This is a genomic window from Rhizobium redzepovicii, assembly GCF_019793435.1.
Taxonomy (GTDB): Bacteria; Pseudomonadota; Alphaproteobacteria; order Rhizobiales; family Rhizobiaceae; genus Rhizobium; species Rhizobium redzepovicii.
Genome location: NZ_JAILYH010000030.1, coordinates 18,147 through 33,458, shown reverse-complemented (window position 1 = coordinate 33,458; position 15,312 = coordinate 18,147). Strand labels below are relative to the sequence as shown.

The 15,312-nt window shown below is 62.9% G+C and carries 10 protein-coding genes; 4 read left to right on the top strand and 6 right to left on the bottom strand.

Features of this window, described 5'->3' with window-relative positions; all coding sequences use genetic code 11:
* Positions 1-77 precede the first annotated feature (77 nt).
* Positions 78-965 (top strand): LysR substrate-binding domain-containing protein, encoded by an 888-nt coding sequence (locus tag K6N12_RS31720; RefSeq protein WP_097629759.1) that lies wholly within the window; start codon positions 78-80, stop codon positions 963-965.
* Between the two features lie 15 nt (positions 966-980).
* Here K6N12_RS31720 and K6N12_RS31715 read toward each other — a convergent pair whose 3' ends face one another.
* Complete coding sequence (locus K6N12_RS31715; protein WP_097629760.1) at positions 981-2,633, bottom strand: acyltransferase; 1,653 nt, start codon at positions 2,631-2,633, stop codon at positions 981-983.
* 68 nt (positions 2,634-2,701) lie between these two features.
* On the bottom strand, positions 2,702-3,196 hold the full coding sequence (locus tag K6N12_RS31710) for an Lrp/AsnC family transcriptional regulator (RefSeq protein WP_097629761.1): 495 nt from the start codon (positions 3,194-3,196) through the stop codon (positions 2,702-2,704).
* A gap of 173 nt (positions 3,197-3,369) precedes the next feature.
* On the opposite strand from K6N12_RS31710, the gene K6N12_RS31705 reads away from it, so the two are divergent.
* The 3 genes from K6N12_RS31705 to K6N12_RS31695 all read left to right on the top strand — a co-directional run bounded on the left by K6N12_RS31705 (position 3,370) and on the right by K6N12_RS31695 (position 10,069).
* Positions 3,370-3,576, top strand: a complete 207-nt coding sequence (locus K6N12_RS31705; protein WP_097629762.1) for a hypothetical protein — start codon at positions 3,370-3,372, stop codon at positions 3,574-3,576.
* Between the two features lie 28 nt (positions 3,577-3,604).
* Positions 3,605-7,312, top strand: coding sequence for a trifunctional transcriptional regulator/proline dehydrogenase/L-glutamate gamma-semialdehyde dehydrogenase (putA, locus tag K6N12_RS31700; RefSeq protein ID WP_097629763.1), 3,708 nt, complete (start codon positions 3,605-3,607; stop codon positions 7,310-7,312).
* A 219-nt stretch (positions 7,313-7,531) separates the two neighbouring features.
* A complete protein-coding gene (locus tag K6N12_RS31695; RefSeq protein WP_097629764.1) occupies positions 7,532-10,069 on the top strand; it encodes a methyl-accepting chemotaxis protein in 2,538 nt (845 codons plus the stop codon).
* A gap of 92 nt (positions 10,070-10,161) precedes the next feature.
* Here the strand turns inward: K6N12_RS31695 and K6N12_RS31690 are convergent, their stop codons facing one another.
* The 4 genes from K6N12_RS31690 to K6N12_RS31675 form a co-directional block, all read right to left on the bottom strand.
* Entirely contained in the window at positions 10,162-10,860 is a 699-nt protein-coding gene (locus tag K6N12_RS31690) for an aspartate/glutamate racemase family protein (RefSeq protein ID WP_097629765.1), read from the bottom strand.
* Positions 10,861-11,037: 177 nt separating this feature from the next.
* A complete protein-coding gene (locus K6N12_RS31685) occupies positions 11,038-12,363 on the bottom strand; it encodes an NAD(P)/FAD-dependent oxidoreductase (RefSeq protein WP_097629766.1) in 1,326 nt (441 codons plus the stop codon).
* 149 nt (positions 12,364-12,512) lie between these two features.
* Positions 12,513-13,937 (bottom strand): aldehyde dehydrogenase family protein, encoded by a 1,425-nt coding sequence (locus K6N12_RS31680; protein ID WP_222134772.1) that lies wholly within the window; start codon positions 13,935-13,937, stop codon positions 12,513-12,515.
* Positions 13,938-13,963: 26 nt separating this feature from the next.
* On the bottom strand, positions 13,964-15,289 hold the full coding sequence (locus tag K6N12_RS31675) for an NAD(P)/FAD-dependent oxidoreductase (protein WP_097629768.1): 1,326 nt from the start codon (positions 15,287-15,289) through the stop codon (positions 13,964-13,966).
* Between the last annotated feature and the right edge of the window lie 23 nt (positions 15,290-15,312).

The window sequence follows — 15,312 nt, the reverse complement described above, 5'->3', positions numbered from 1 at the left end:
CACTTGCAGTGCAGGGCTTTCAACGGCATAAAAAATCACGTTCGCATAATCTTTTCTCATGTGAAAAGGTCTCCAAGATGCAATTTCGAAGACGGCTTCCATCACTGACGGCGCTGGTGACGCTGGAAGCGGTGCTGCGCAGGAAAAGCTTCACCCTGGCCGCGACCGAGCTCGGCGTCACCCAGGCGGCGGTCAGCAGGCAGATTGCGTTGCTGGAGGAGGAGTTCGGCCAGTCTCTGTTCGTGCGCAAGCACCGGGCGATCGAACCGACGGCGGCGTGCATCAGCCTTGGCGCGACACTGGCGAAGAGCTTTGCCGATATCGCCGAGAGTGTGGAAGCGCTCCAATCGCGCAGTCAGGACGTGGTGACGATCGGGGCGACCGTCGCATTCTCTTCCTTCTGGTTGCTGCCGCGGCTCGCCGAATTCCGCCGGGCAAATCCCGGCATTCTGGTGCGGGTGATCTCACAAGACAGCCCGATCGCGCTCGACGGCGGAGAGGTCGATGTGGCGATCCGCTACGGTCTGCCGCCCTTCAGCGATGGAACCGTCATCGCCTCGCGCGGCGACGTCATTTCCCCCGTCTGCTCTCCGGATTACCTCAGGCGTCGGGGAGATGGGCCGCTGGGCTCGGCCGACGAATTCATCGAAACGGACGTCGTCGATCGGTCCTGGTACAACTGGTCGCAATGGGTTTCGCTGATTGGCGCCAATATCGAAGTCAAGCCATCGCTTCGGTTCAACCACTATACCGAAACCATCGCCGCCGCACGCGCCGGGCAGGGGATCGCGCTGGGATGGCGCATGCTGGTCGGCACGTTTCTGGAGGATGGAACCCTGGTGCAGGCCGACAGCAGTGAGCTTGCCGCCGAAGGGCGTTACAATGTCATCGTGCCCGTCAAGACCAAGCGAAGCAATGCGCGCGATCTCGCCGCCGCCTGGCTGACGGCGTCATTGCACGGTTGATCGAGAAGGCCAAAGCTACAAGCCCAATCCCGGAGTCGCCGTCCGGTGCACGCCCTTCGGAACAAAGGTGAAGCGATCCGACAGGCCGACAAAATCGGCCGCCAGGTGGATGACGGAAAGCCACATTTCCGTTCCCTGCAAGCTCGGTTCGCCACCGTCGGCGAAGGGGAATCCTTCGCCATCCCGCCATCTATCCAGCGCTCGTGAAATGAGATTGCGGGCAATCGCTTCGCCATCGGCCCGCCGGTAATCGGTCTGCCGGGCAATCAGCAGCAGCGGATGGATCGTATCGAGCAGGTTGCAGGCATTGTATTTCTGAGCAACGAAGCCCTTGTGATTGCGGTAATTCAGGTGGACCGTTTCGAGCGAGGCGTGCGGGTGCGGGAGCGGCACGCCGAACTGCGCGTAGGTGCCGCGTGTCAGACGGTAAAAACCGTTCACCGGCTGGAGCCATCCTTCGAGCGCCGTCGGTTCGCCCCATAGGCCCGAGACTCTGTTGGCATTGCGGCTCAGCCACTCGAAGAGCGCCTGCCGTGGCCCTTTGATGCCGAAATACCTGGCGTTGAAATACATAGCGGTTCCGATGGCATCGATGACGCTGCCGGCGTGCCACGCCCGGCTCAACCAGGGCAGCGCGCTCAGCCATTGCTCCAGTTCCTGCGCATCGATCTGAACCGCCTGGATCGAGTGTCGCGGCCTGGAGCCGAGCAACTCGAGCGCATAGCCGACCGAAAGCACGTTGTAGAGTGCCTTCGGATCTTCTCTCAACGCCCGGTCCTGCCCATGCGAATGCGCCTCCGGAAAGAGGCCTGTCTCCCGCTCCTGAAGACCCCGGAGACGCTCGACGGTTTGCGAGGCATCGAGCCCGGGCGGCAGCTGATCGAAGCCGGCGGCGATCTCGATGGCATCGCAGAGATGCCGGATCGCCGGCCGCCTGCCGCCGTCCGCTTCCAGCGATTCATAGCCCTCAGAGGTTTTCCAGCGCGCAAGGATATCCGGCCATTGTTCCTTCACCTTCTGCCCGAGCCTGACCAGTCGATCTTCGATCTCCGCGATGCCGGATTTCCTGGCCGGTGCGCCCCGGCTCCGCAGCACCTTTGCCGGTACGCCGCCGGCAATCGCAAGCGCAGGAATATCTTGCGTCACCACCGCCCCGGCCGCAATGACGGCGCCGTTGCCGATCGTGACGCCGTCGAGGATCACGCAATTGGCGCCGATCCAGACATCGTCGCCGATGACGATGCCGAGGCTGACGACGCCCTGGCGGTGGATGGGGCGATCCGGATCGTCGAAGCCGTGATTGAATCCGACGATCGATGCGTGCGAGGCAATCCGCACCCCATTGCCGCACGTCACCTTGCCGGAAACGCAGGCATAGGGATTGATCGAGCAGTCCTCTCCGAGGATCACATCGCCGCGAACGAGTGCGTGTCCCGCAATCCACGACCGCTCGCCCATCACCAGGCTCTCGGTGAAGATCGCGGCGTTCTCGGCAATATAGGAGGTTTCGGCAAGCTCCGCGCCGCATGCCCGCCGAAGCGCTGCCTTGCGGGCGACGTGTGCCGGATGATCGAGGTCCGCTACAATGCGTTCCCAGGGAAGATATTGTAGTCGGCGCGCTTCACGCTGTTCGTCGGCCGATAATGGGACGCCATTGGCTTGGTCCATCTTGATCCTCGCACTCAGCTTCAGTCGCCGAATATCGGCTTAGCAGGACTGTGGGCAGCCGTCTTCCTTCACGAAAGGCTCGAGCCGAATTTGTCCCAGCCTTCCTTGATCGTCTCCATCGCCACATTGGTCGAGGTGTTGGCAACATGGGGCAGCGTCGAGATGCGCTCGCCCAGCACGCGGCGGTAGCGGCCGATATCGCGGGTTCGGATCTTGAGGAGATAATCGAACCTGCCGGCGATCATGTGGCACTCTTCGACTTCCCGGATCTTCTTGATGGCCTCGTTGAAGCTTTTCAGCGCATCCTCGCGGGTATCGGAAAGCTTCACCTCGACGAAGGCGATGTGGTCGAGCTGCATTTTCGACGGATTGAGGACGGCCTTGAAGCCTTCGATATAGCCGTCGCCGATCAGCCGCTTGAAGCGAATCTGGCATGGTGTCTTCGAAAGCCCGACGCGCGCGGCGAGATCGGTGATCGACAGCCTGCCGTCCTCGGCGAGTGCGGCGAGGATTTTCCTGTCGAACTGGTCCAATTCACTAAAGATGTCGGTTTCTGTGGCCATTTGAACTCTCTGTGCTCGATTTATAAGTTCATACAGCTTGAAAACCGTTGAAATCAAGTGAGATCGCGATTTGCGGCTGTGGTAGATTATGCATCGGCAACGGGAGGAAGGGCGCGGACGCTCGGCGCATTGCCGGAATCGGTAGCTGCGACGCGCAAAAAGGGGGATCATAGATGCATGAGAGAAAAGCGGATGGCGATCAAAGACTGGATCTGCTCGCTCACTACCGGCCGGTGGCGATAAGAGCGGTCGCTGCCGCCTTCACCCTCAAGCGGGACAAGCCCAATGCGCGTCCGCTTCACGAGACGGAATATTCCGGCCCGATTTTTACGGATCATGACACCTGGGACGATGAGCCCGGTGTTCCATTTATCCGTTAGACGAAACATTCACTGATCAGGGACTCCCATGTTGAACGCAGCGATCGACACCGCTTCCTCCAAAGAACCCGCCGGCGGCGCACCCTTCGCCGCCTTTGCCCCGCCGATCCGGCCGCAATCGGAACTTCGCCAGGCCATCACGGCGGCCTATCGCCGCCCGGAAACCGAATGCCTGCCGCCCCTCGTTGCGGCCGCGCGCGTTTCCGAGGCGAAGCGCTACGACATTCGCAGTACCGCCCGCACGCTGATCGAGGCGCTGCGCGCCAAGCATAAGGGCACCGGCGTCGAGGGGCTGGTGCAGGAATATTCGCTCTCCAGCCAGGAAGGCGTGGCGCTCATGTGCCTTGCCGAAGCGCTGCTGCGCATTCCCGATACCGACACCCGCGATGCGCTGATCCGCGACAAGATCGCCGAGGGCAACTGGACCTCGCATATCGGCGGCGGCAAATCCATGTTCGTCAACGCCGCCACCTGGGGCCTCGTCGTCACCGGCAAGCTGACGTCGACGGTCAACGACCGCAGCCTGTCCGCGGCGCTGACGCGGCTGATCGCGCGTGCCGGCGAGCCGGTCATCCGTCGCGGCGTCGATATGGCGATGCGCATGATGGGCGAGCAGTTCGTCACCGGCGAAACGATCGAGGAGGCACTGAAGCGCGCCCGGCCGCTCGAAGCGCGCGGCTTCCGCTATTCCTACGATATGCTGGGCGAGGCCGCGACGACGGCTGCCGATGCCGAACGTTATTTCAAGGATTACGAAAAGGCGATCCACGCCATCGGCAAAGCCTCGAACGGGCGCGGCATCTATGACGGCCCTGGTATTTCGATCAAGCTTTCGGCCCTGCATCCCCGCTATGTCAGGGCGCAGGCCGGCCGGGTGATGGGAGAGCTGCTGCCGAAGGTCAAGGCGCTCGCCGTTCTCGCCAAGTCCTACGATATCGGCCTGAACATCGACGCCGAGGAAGCCGACCGGCTGGAGCTTTCGCTCGATCTGCTCGAAGAACTCTGCTTTGCTCCTGATCTCGCCGGCTGGAATGGGCTGGGATTCGTCGTGCAGGCCTATGGCAAGCGCTGCCCCTTCGTGCTCGACTATGTCATCGATCTCGCCCGCCGTTCCAGGCGCCGGGTCATGGTGCGTCTGGTCAAGGGCGCCTATTGGGATGCGGAAATCAAGCGCGCCCAGCTGGATGGCCTCGACGACTATCCGGTCTATACCCGCAAAATTTATACCGACGTCGCCTATATCACCTGCGCGCGCAAGCTGCTGAACGCGCCCGACGCCGTCTTCCCGCAGTTTGCCAGCCATAATGCGCAGACGCTGGCGACGATCTATCATCTCGCCGGTCCCGATTTCGCCGTCGGCAAATACGAGTTCCAGTGCCTGCACGGCATGGGCGAACCTCTCTATGATGAAGTCGTCGGCAAGGAAAAGCTCGATCGGCCCTGCCGCATCTATGCGCCTGTCGGAACGCATGAGACGCTGCTTGCCTATCTGGTGCGGCGTCTGCTGGAAAACGGCGCCAATTCCTCCTTCGTGCACCGCATCTCCGATCCGAATGTCTCGGTCGAGGCGCTGATCGCCGATCCTGCCGAGACGGTCGCCGCCATGCCGGTCGTCGGCGCACCTCACGTGCAGATCGCCGCGCCGAAGGCGCTTTACGGCAGCGCCCGCGCCAATTCCGACGGTCTCGATCTCTCGAACGAGGCGACACTTTTCGACCTGGCCGAGACGCTCGCCGCCTCGGCTGCCAATCCCTGGCACGCACTTCCGATCCTTGCCGATGGCTCCACGGATGGGGTGACGCGTGACGTCCTCAATCCTGCCGATCACCGCGACGTCGTCGGCACGGTCACTGAGTTGAAGGTCGAAGAGGCGGCCCGGATCGTCGCGATGGCGGCCAAGCATGCGCCGCAATGGGCCGCGGTGCCGCCGGCCGAGCGCGCTGCCTGCCTGGAGCGGGCGGCCGACATCATGCAGGCCCGCATCAAGACGCTGATGGGCATCATCATGCGCGAAGCCGGCAAATCCGCCGCCAATGCCGTCGGTGAGGTGCGCGAGGCAATCGACTTCCTGCGCTACTACGCCGAACAGGCGCGCAAGACGCTCGGGCCGTCCCATGCGCCCCTCGGGCCCATCGTCTGCATCAGCCCGTGGAATTTCCCGCTGGCGATCTTCACCGGGCAGGTGGCCGCCGCACTGGTGGCCGGCAATCCCGTGCTTGCCAAACCTGCCGGCGTCACGCCGATCATAGCTTCGGAGAGCGTCAAGATCCTCCATGAGGCCGGCGTGCCTGTCGGCGCCCTGCAATTCGTGCCCGGCAGCGGCCGCCTCGGTGCCGGCATGGTGGGTGCCCCGGAAACGGCAGGCGTCATGTTTACCGGCTCGACCGAAGTCGCCCGAATGATCCAGGCGCAGCTCGCCGAACGGCTGTCTTCGTCAGGCAAGCCGATCCCGCTGATTGCCGAAACCGGCGGCCAGAACGGCATGATCGTCGATTCCTCGGCTCTCGCCGAGCAGGTGGTGGCCGATGTCATTGCCTCGGCTTTCGACAGCGCCGGCCAGCGCTGCTCGGCGCTCCGCGTCCTCTGCCTGCAGGACGATGTGGCCGACCGGACCCTCGCCATGCTGAAGGGCGCCTTCCGCGAACTGACGATTGGCCGTACCGATCGGCTGAGCATCGATGTCGGTCCTGTCATCAACGATGGCGCGAAGGCCGAGATCGACCAGCATATCGAGCAGATGCGCGGCGCCGGCCGCAAGGTGGATCAGCTGCCGCTGCCCGAAAGTGCCGCGGTCGGGACCTTCGTTCCGCCGACGATCATCGAGATCAAGGCCCTGTCGGACCTGACGCGGGAGATCTTCGGGCCGGTCCTGCATGTCGTCCGCTTCAAGCGAAACGGCCTCGATCGCCTGATCGACGACATCAACGCATCCGGCTACGGCCTCACCTTCGGGCTTCACACCCGGCTCGACGAAACGATCGCGCATGTGACCAGCCGCATCAAGGCCGGCAACCTCTACGTCAACCGCAACATCATCGGCGCCGTCGTCGGCGTGCAGCCTTTCGGCGGCCGCGGCCTGTCGGGAACGGGTCCGAAGGCCGGTGGTCCGCTCTATATCGGCCGGCTGGTGCAGCGCGCTCCCGTGCCGCCGCAGCAGGATTCCGTCCATACGGACCTTGCCCTTCGCGATTATATCGTCTGGCTCGACAAGAAGGGTTTGCCGGCCGAAGGGGAAGCGGCGCGCAGATATGCAAGCCGTTCGGCGCTCGGGCTCGAACGCGAACTCACCGGTCCGGTCGGCGAGCGAAATCTCTATGCGCTCCATCCCCGCGGCCGCATTCTAGCCGTGCCGCAGACCGAAACCGGGCTCTATCGCCAGATCGCCGCAGCCCTGTCGACCGGCAACCACGTTGTCGTGGATGCGGGTTCCTTCGCGAAATCGGTCCTGGCGGACCTGCCGGCCGCCGTCTCCGGCCGGGTTTCCTGGACGTCGGATTGGGAGAAAGACGGGCCGTTCTCCGGCGCACTTGTCGAAGGCGATCGCGACAGGGTTCTGGTGGTCAATCAGAGGATCGCTGCTCTGCCGGGGCCGCTTCTGTTGGTCCAGGCTGCGACGAGCGAGGAATTGGCTAGCGATCCCGAGGCCTATTGCCTGAACTGGCTGCTGGAGGAGGTGTCCACGTCGATCAACACCGCCGCAGCCGGCGGCAATGCCAGCCTGATGGCGATCGGCTGAGAAGACGAGACGAGGGCGCAGAAATGCGCCCTCGATCGCTATTTCGTATGTTCCAAAAAACTCGACACCATTGACCATTTTTTTAAGAGTTCTGGCTATCGTGACAAGCTGGCGCAACGACTGCTAATTGCGGTCACATCGACATGACCGCTGAAGCTGTATGTCGATGTGATTGGTCGCGCCGGAGAAGCAGGCAATTTCCTGGGCGGGGGCTTCCTTATGGCGTTGATTGACCGACTGTTGCAACGTATGCGGATCGTGACGAAGGTGCTCTTCTTCGTCGTGCCGCTGATCGTTCTCATCGCCGGCATCGGTCTTTTCGGTTATTTCACCGCCGGCACGCTGAACGGGCAGATGACCCTGACCCGGCAGACGATCGATACCCTTTCCAGTTTCCAGCAACTGCGATCCTCGCTGACCGCCTTTACCGATCTTCCGACAGCGGCCACGCGCGATCGATTGATCGCCAGCATCTCCGATCAGCAGAAGGGCGCGGCGACGCTCGATGCCATGCTGATCGATCCTGCACAAAAGCAGCAGATCGCCGCGGTGCGCGAACTCGGGGCTAAGATGCAGCGCGCCGCCGACGCGCTATGGGCTGTGTCGCAGGAGCGCGTCAATACCGAACAGGCGATCGACGACGCGGTGGCCGGGCTGTTTAAGGAAAGCCAGACGGCGCGCAAACAGCTCGACGTTCTCCAGGATCAGGCGAATGGCAAGGAGGCCTTCGTCCGGGCGCTTCTTCTCGACGCCTCGGCCTATAAGAATCTCGCGGGTCGCATTGCCAAACTGCGCAAGGCGACCGCGGCGGCAGCCGACCCTCAGAAGCTCGGCCAGGCCATCGGCAGCCTTCTGCCGCCGCTGGTCAAAGAGGTCGCCGACAGCGGGGCGCTTGCCTCCGACAAGGCTCAAAGCCAGATCGCTGCGCTAAAGCCGGTCCTGGACAAGCTCGCCCCCATGGCCAAGGACAGCCGCCTGACGCTCGAAGCTTACGCTCCCGTCGATCAGGATCTGCAGGGCCTGCAGGAACAATTTGCAAAACTCGCCTCCGGCAATGCGGACACGGCGATCGAGCGCTTTACCGGCATGGATGCGAGCATTTCAACGCTTCGTTCGATGGTGGCGATCGTCAACACCGCCTTCAAATCGATCGACGATCTGCGCCTGCACCTGAGTGAACTGAACAGGCGGGTCGATGCAGAGTCGCGGGATGAGGTTCTCGCCGATCTCAAGGCATTGCGCGAAAGCGCTGCAAAGCTTGTTCCCTTGAGCGGTAAAAATGCCGCGCTGCAGGATCTTGCCAAGAAGATCGAGCCGTCGCTTGCGACGATCGAGAAGGACACCTCGCTTCTGATCTCGATCGCCGACCGGTGGCGCGCGGACAAGGAGGCGGCGACCGCACTTGTGGCCGACGCAAGCCATACGCTCGAACAGTTCGTCAGCACGGCGCAGGAGAGCGGCAAGGAAATCAGCCAGCGCTCGGCGACGATGTCGCTCGCGGCGATGATTGCGGGCACCGTGCTTGCGATCATCGGCGGCCTCATGCTGATCGAAACTCTGCGTGGGCCGCTGAAGCGGATCACCCAGACGATGATGCGGCTTGCCGCCGGCGATCTGAACGTTGCCATCGGCGACGGCAAGCGTGGCGACGAAATCGGCGACATGATCCGCTCGGTGACCGTTTTCCGCGATCAGGCGCTTGAGAAGACAAGGCTGGAAGAGGTGGCCGAGGCAAACAGGGCGCGGGACGAACGGGAGCAGGCCCGCCGCGCCGCCGAGCAGGCGCGCATCGAGGCGGAACAGAGTGAGGCTCTGACGGCGCTGTCGGACATGCTGGGCAAGCTTGCCAATGGCAATCTCGCGGCCGAGATGAGCGAGGATCTGGCCGCAGACTATGTCGCGATGGCGCAAACCTACAATCACGCCATCGATGCGTTGCGCCTGACGCTCGCCGAGGTCCGCAACACGACCTACGAGATAGCCGAGGGCAGCACCAATCTTTCAGGCGCCGCCGACGATCTGGCGCGGCGCACGGAACAGCAGGCCGCAGCGCTAGAGGAGAGTTCGCGGGTGCTGGGTGAACTGACCGACAGCGTGCGGACGACCGCTGAAAACGCCCGCCAGACATCACTTTCGGTTGCGGAAGCACACCGCCAGGCCGAGCATTCCGCAGCCGTCGTGGCGAAGGCCGTCGATGCCATGGGCGCCATCAACCGGTCGTCCGAGAAGGTCACCAGCATCATCGGTGTGATCGACGAGATCGCGTTCCAGACCAATCTTCTTGCCCTCAACGCGGGTGTGGAAGCGGCGCGCGCAGGCGAGGCCGGCAGAGGTTTTGCCGTGGTTGCTCAGGAGGTGCGTGAGCTTGCCCAGCGTTGCGCCAAGGCTGCCCGCGAGATCAAGGACCTCATCTCCAACAGCGCATCGCAGGTTGGCGCCGGCGTCACCCTCGTCGAGGAAACCGGCCATGCGCTTTCTGCCATCATGGAGCACTTCACCTCGATTAATGGACTGGTGCAGGTCATTTCTGCTTCCACGACCACGCAATACAAGGGCATCGACGAGGTGAACAACGCCGTTCGCGACGTCGAGCATATCACCCAGCACAACGCAGCAATGGTGGAGGAAAACACCGCGGAAATTCACAGGCTTCGGCAGCAGGTGGAACTGTTGAACGAAAGAATTTCCCACTTTCAGACCGCCGACGGCCGCAGGACTTCGCCTGCCAGCATCGTGCGGATGGCCGCGGTCTCCTAAAGAGATTCCCGGAGTCCTTCCGCATGGTGATCAAGCGTCGTCGACGCTGACCGTCGAGGTGTCATTTTCCGCTCTACCGCACCCCGACTCCGTTAGGTTCCGCCCTGGTCCTTTGGCGCCGCCAAACGCCGTTTCACGTTTTCGATCCCAAGTACCGGGCTTGTCAGAACTGGAAGACCGTGGTGCATGCCCTGCACTGCACGAGCCATCGAGGCCTGCGCAAAAACGATCACGTCGACCTTCTGCGACAGCTCTTCCAGCGCTCGGCGGATTTGCGCGTCATGCGCTTCGACGTTCCCATCGGCGAGGAATTGAAACGCCCCGTGAACAAGCACATCGTCGATCACGACATTTTTGCCCGCCTCGCATGCCTGGCGCCTCAGCAGATCTGCTGTCGGCACCAGCGTTGTAGATAATGTCGCTAGGACGCCTATGCGGTTTCCATGCGCGACAGCGGCTTTGGCCATGCCTTCGTCAATACGGAACAGCGGCACAGGACAAAGCGGCGCAATGGCATCGACCGCCGGCCCAAGCGTTGAGCATGTGACGACGATCGCATCTGCCCCGGCGTCGACTGCTGACCATGCGTAGGTAGCCAGCCTTCGTTTCGTCAGATGGCATAAAGACCCGCGCTCGATGGTATTTCTCAACAGGCTCTCGTCGAGGATCGCGAACGGCTTCCAGTCGGGCAAATGTTCTTTAGCAAGGGCCCGAAACTCCGAAACAAGATCGGACACCGTGTGGATGAAAGCCAGCTTTCTGACAGAGGCACTGGCAGTTTGAATTGACATATGATTTCCCATCCGGGTGTTGGAAACTGATTGGGGGAAATGTGCAGCAGTTCATCACGTTAACTCGGTGTGCGAATCCTTCTCTGTTACGGATCGGGCAAGATCGCGCTTTGACCCCATAGAAATGCGCCAGCTCGCAATCGCTCTGTGCCTGTGCTTCCACGCGAATGAATTGCGTCAGATGGCGCCAACCTCAATTTTCGATCTGTCCCTGAAACGCGAGAGGCGGAATGGTGTCGGATCGACGATTGCCGTGTCGCCCCCGACCAGATCCGCCGCCAGATGGCCAATGCCAGGGCCGGCGCCGAAGCCGTGTCCGGAACAACCTGCGGCGACAAACACTCCGCCGATGCTGTCCACCGGTGAAATCGCGGGTATGGCGTCCGGGGTGGAGTCGACATATCCACCCCAAGCAGACGTGACGCCGGCCTCGGCAACGGCGGGGAGCAGGGCTCTTATCCGCGCCATTATGGCAGCCGTCATCCGAATGTCCGGAGCAGGATCGAGTACGCGAATGCGTTCGAAGGGGGTCGGCCTATCGAGACGCCAGCGACCGAGTGTTTCCGGACCCTCGAAAAACGAGCGGCCTATGCCGATCTCGACGGCCTTCCGTCGTTTCAGGAACATCGGCAGAAACGGGCGAGCATAGCGGATGCTCTGCGGCGTGAGCTCGAGCGTCGCTCTGCCGCTGACGGCTATGGTGTAGCTGCCATCGATCCGGCGCGTCAGGGCGCAATCAGAAGTATAGATTGCGCCTCCAAAATCGGGTGCAGGACCGGTCCGCAAGGCGGTCTGACGGACACTGGCCTGCGGCAGGCAAACCGCATGCACGCGCAGAAAAGCAGAAGCCCAGGCGCCGGCGGCACATAGCACCCTATTGGTGCGGATAAGGCCTTTCTCGGTGACGACGCCGCTTACTTGGCGATTGGTGATATCCAGGCCGCGCGCCGCGCAGTTCTGATGAATGGTCGCGCCATGTTTGCGCGCGCCCTCGGCTATCCGAGGAGCGGCGAGCCAGGGCTCAGCCTTGCCGTCGTCCACCGCGTGGACACCGCCCAGCCATTTGCGGCCGTCGGCCGCTGGAACAGCGGCGGCGGCCTCGCTGGCGGTCAGCATTCGGGTATTGACGTCAAACCTTCGGGCAACCTCGCGCCAACGTTCCCATTCACCGAGCTGCTTTGGATCAGCGGTTGCATAGAGGAGCCCGCAACGGCGAAAGCCAAGGTCATGCCCGATCTCTACGGTCAGCTCTTCCCATAGGCGCAACGCCAGATTGGCAAGCGGCAATTCACGTTCATCCCGGTTCTGCCGACGGCACCAGCCCCAGTTCCGGCTCGACTGTTCGCAGCCGACATATCCCTTTTCGACAAGCGCTACCGATAGACCGCGCCGTGCCAAGAAATAGGCCGCGCTGGCGCCAACAATCCCGCCCCCGATGATGACGACATCTGATGACGTGGGTAGAGTTTCATCGCTGCTGATGTGGTGGATTAAAGGGGACATGGCGGCCTCAAGGTGAATGATAGCCGGCAGTATCAAGAAAAGGGTGCGGCAGAATGCACTGGTTGCAGCGGATTCGCCGTATTTTGCATCGAATATCGTCGGTCGGAAAGTGACGGCGGCTTTGAGCCGGCAGGCGCGTCAGAGCATGCCTAATCTGCGTGCCCGACAATACCCTTGATCTCGGTGAATTCCTGCAATCCGAACTTCCCGTATTCGCGGCCGTTGCCGGACTGCTTATAGCCGCCGAACGGAGCTGCGCTATCCCATGCGGATTGATTGAGGCGCACGATGCCGGTGCGAAGCCGACGGGCGAGCGTCCGCGCCTCCTGCGGGTCGCCTTGGATATAGGCGGCGAGACCGTAGGGTGTGTCGTTGGCGATCGCGACAGCATCGTCCTCGGTGTCGTAGCCGATGATCGACAGTACGGGGCCAAAAATCTCCTCCCGTGCGATGGTCATCGAATTCTTCACGCACGCAAATACCGTCGGACGCACGTAATAGCCCGCGTTCAGATTGGATGGGCGCCCGGGACCGCCGGCCACCAATTCGGCGCCCTCGGCAATGCCTTTCTCGATCAGCGCCTGGATCTTGGCGAATTGGGCAGCGCTCGCCACCGGACCAAGATCAGTGCCCGGGTCATGAGGCGGTCCGACCGTCAGCGATGCTGCCGCCCTTGCTGCGATGGCACTCGCTTCATCCATGCGTTCGGCCGGCACCAGCATCCGGGTCGGCGCATTGCATGACTGTCCGGAATTGGCGAAGCACCGGCGCAGGCCGGCTGCGACCGCCGAACCAAGATCGGCGCTTCGCAATAGGATGTTCGGCGACTTTCCGCCGAGTTCCTGATGCACCCGCTTGACGGTCGGCGCCGCTGCCTGCGCGACGGCGATCCCCGCCCGCGTCGATCCGGTAAACGAGACCATATCGACATCGGAATGGCCGGCGAGCGCCGCGCCGGCAGTCGGTCCGTCACCCTGAACCAGGTTGAACACGCCTTTCGGGACACCCGCCTCATGCATGACTTCGGCAAAGACGAGAGCGTTGAAGGGCGCGATCTCAGACGGTTTGAGCACCATCGTACAGCCTGTCGCCAGCGCGGGAGCCACCTTGCAGGCAATCTGATTGATCGGCCAGTTCCATGGCGTGATCATGCTCACGACGCCGACCGGTTCGTGAACGATCCGGGTCGAGCCCTGCAGATATTCGAAGTCGAACTCATCGAAAGCCCGGATTGTCTCTTCGAAATGCGCCGCACCCAGCCCCGCTTGGTCCGCCCGTGCCATGGCCAGCGGGGCACCCATTTCGCGGGAGATGATGTCGCCGATCTCGTGCTGACGGCGCTTCAGGATCATCAGAACTCGCTCAAGGAGCGCCCGCCGCTCCGCCTTCGTCGACTGTGAGAAGATCGGAAAGGCCGCGCGGGCGGCTTCGATCGCCCGCTCTGCATCGGCCATGCTGCCGATCGCTATCGTTCCGATGGATTGTTCGGTCGACGGATCGATCACGTGAAGCTCTCTCAGCCTTTCGGGATCGACCCACTCACCGCCGATATAGAATTTGTGGGCGTTTTTCATGCAATGTCCCTCCGGCCGAGCCGAAATCAAAAGTCGGCCACTTTGCCCCAGGCGGATGTCCCGAAACGGTCCGGATGATAGGGCCGGGGATCGACGATCGGCTCATCGCCTGTGGCGATATCGGCAATCAGATGACCGGCGCCCGGCCCGATGCCGAAGCCGTGGCCGCTGAAGCCCGCAGCAAGGATGAAGCCGGGAAGGGAGGCGATCTCGCCGATCCCCGGCACGCCGTCGGGTGTGCTGTCGATATAGCCCGCCCAGGCCGCGCTGATGCCGGTTTTCTTCAAGGCGGGTAGAAGCTCGAGCGCGCGCGCATGCGTCAGGCGGATGGTCGCCTGATTGATCGCGGGGTCGAGGATGCGCATGCGCTCCATCGGCGTCGGCCTGTCGAGCCGCCAGCGTGCAAGAGACTCGTGGCCGGAACGAAACCCCTCCAAGCCGCCGGGCGCGAGACTGCGCCATCGCCGGGCGAACATCGGCAGAAACTCTCGGGCGAAGCGGAACTGCTGCGCGGTCGGATCGACGCGGCCGCGGCCGCTGATCGCCAGCGTGTAGCCGCCATCGCTGCGCCGCGTAACGGAGACCGCGGACGTGTGGAGTGCGTCCGGCAGCCCGCTTGCCCCAGGCGAAACGGAAAGGATCGACGAACGGATCGATGCCTGCGGAAATCGAATGCCGAGCTGGCGGCAGAAGGTAGAGGCCCAGGCGCCGCCGGCCAGGATCGCGATTTTTGTCCGGATCGTGCCGTGCTCGGTGACGACGCCGGCGATCCTGCCGCCTTCGATGTCGATGCCGCGGGCCGCACAGGATTGATGCACCGTGCCGCCGAGCTTCAGGATCGCCCGCGCGACGGCGGGCGCGGCGCGTGCCGGATCGGCGGTGCCGTCGGTCGGCGAAAACACCCCGCCCTTCCACGACGCGCCGGTGGCGCGCCCGCGTTCGGTTGCCTCTGCACCGCTCAGCATATGCGTCGTGACGCCGACCGAACGCGCGAAGTCGCGCCAGCGTGCCCAGCCGGCCAGTTCCTCGTCGCTATTGCTGAGATAGAAGAGGCCGCAGCGGCGAAACCCGGTATCCTCCCCAGTCTCGGCAGCGAAGCGCTCCCACAGATCGAGGCTCTTCGTCGACATCGGCAGTTCCCGGGCGTCGCGGTTCTGCTGCCGGCACCAGCCCCAGTTGCGGCTCGATTGCTCCGCCCCGACAAGGCCTTTCTCGACGAGCGCAACCTTCAATCCGCGCCGGGCAAGATAATAGGCCGCGAAAATGCCGACGATACCGCCGCCGATCACCACAGCATCGGCGGCAACGGGCAGCTCCGCTGTGGTATCGACGCGATCGAGCGGTGCAGGCATGGTGTCGTCTCCGTTTCATACTC

Coding starts and splice junctions, on each gene's coding strand:
- K6N12_RS31705 (WP_097629762.1), top strand. CDS start 3,370: ATGCATGAGAGAAAAGCGGATGGCGATCAAAGACTGGATCTGCTCGCT.
- K6N12_RS31695 (WP_097629764.1), top strand. CDS start 7,532: ATGGCGTTGATTGACCGACTGTTGCAACGTATGCGGATCGTGACGAAG.
- putA (WP_097629763.1), top strand. CDS start 3,605: ATGTTGAACGCAGCGATCGACACCGCTTCCTCCAAAGAACCCGCCGGC.
- K6N12_RS31715 (WP_097629760.1), bottom strand. CDS start 2,633: ATGGACCAAGCCAATGGCGTCCCATTATCGGCCGACGAACAGCGTGAA.
- K6N12_RS31685 (WP_097629766.1), bottom strand. CDS start 12,363: ATGTCCCCTTTAATCCACCACATCAGCAGCGATGAAACTCTACCCACG.
- K6N12_RS31680 (WP_222134772.1), bottom strand. CDS start 13,937: ATGAAAAACGCCCACAAATTCTATATCGGCGGTGAGTGGGTCGATCCC.
- K6N12_RS31675 (WP_097629768.1), bottom strand. CDS start 15,289: ATGCCTGCACCGCTCGATCGCGTCGATACCACAGCGGAGCTGCCCGTT.
- K6N12_RS31690 (WP_097629765.1), bottom strand. CDS start 10,860: ATGTCAATTCAAACTGCCAGTGCCTCTGTCAGAAAGCTGGCTTTCATC.
- K6N12_RS31720 (WP_097629759.1), top strand. CDS start 78: ATGCAATTTCGAAGACGGCTTCCATCACTGACGGCGCTGGTGACGCTG.
- K6N12_RS31710 (WP_097629761.1), bottom strand. CDS start 3,196: ATGGCCACAGAAACCGACATCTTTAGTGAATTGGACCAGTTCGACAGG.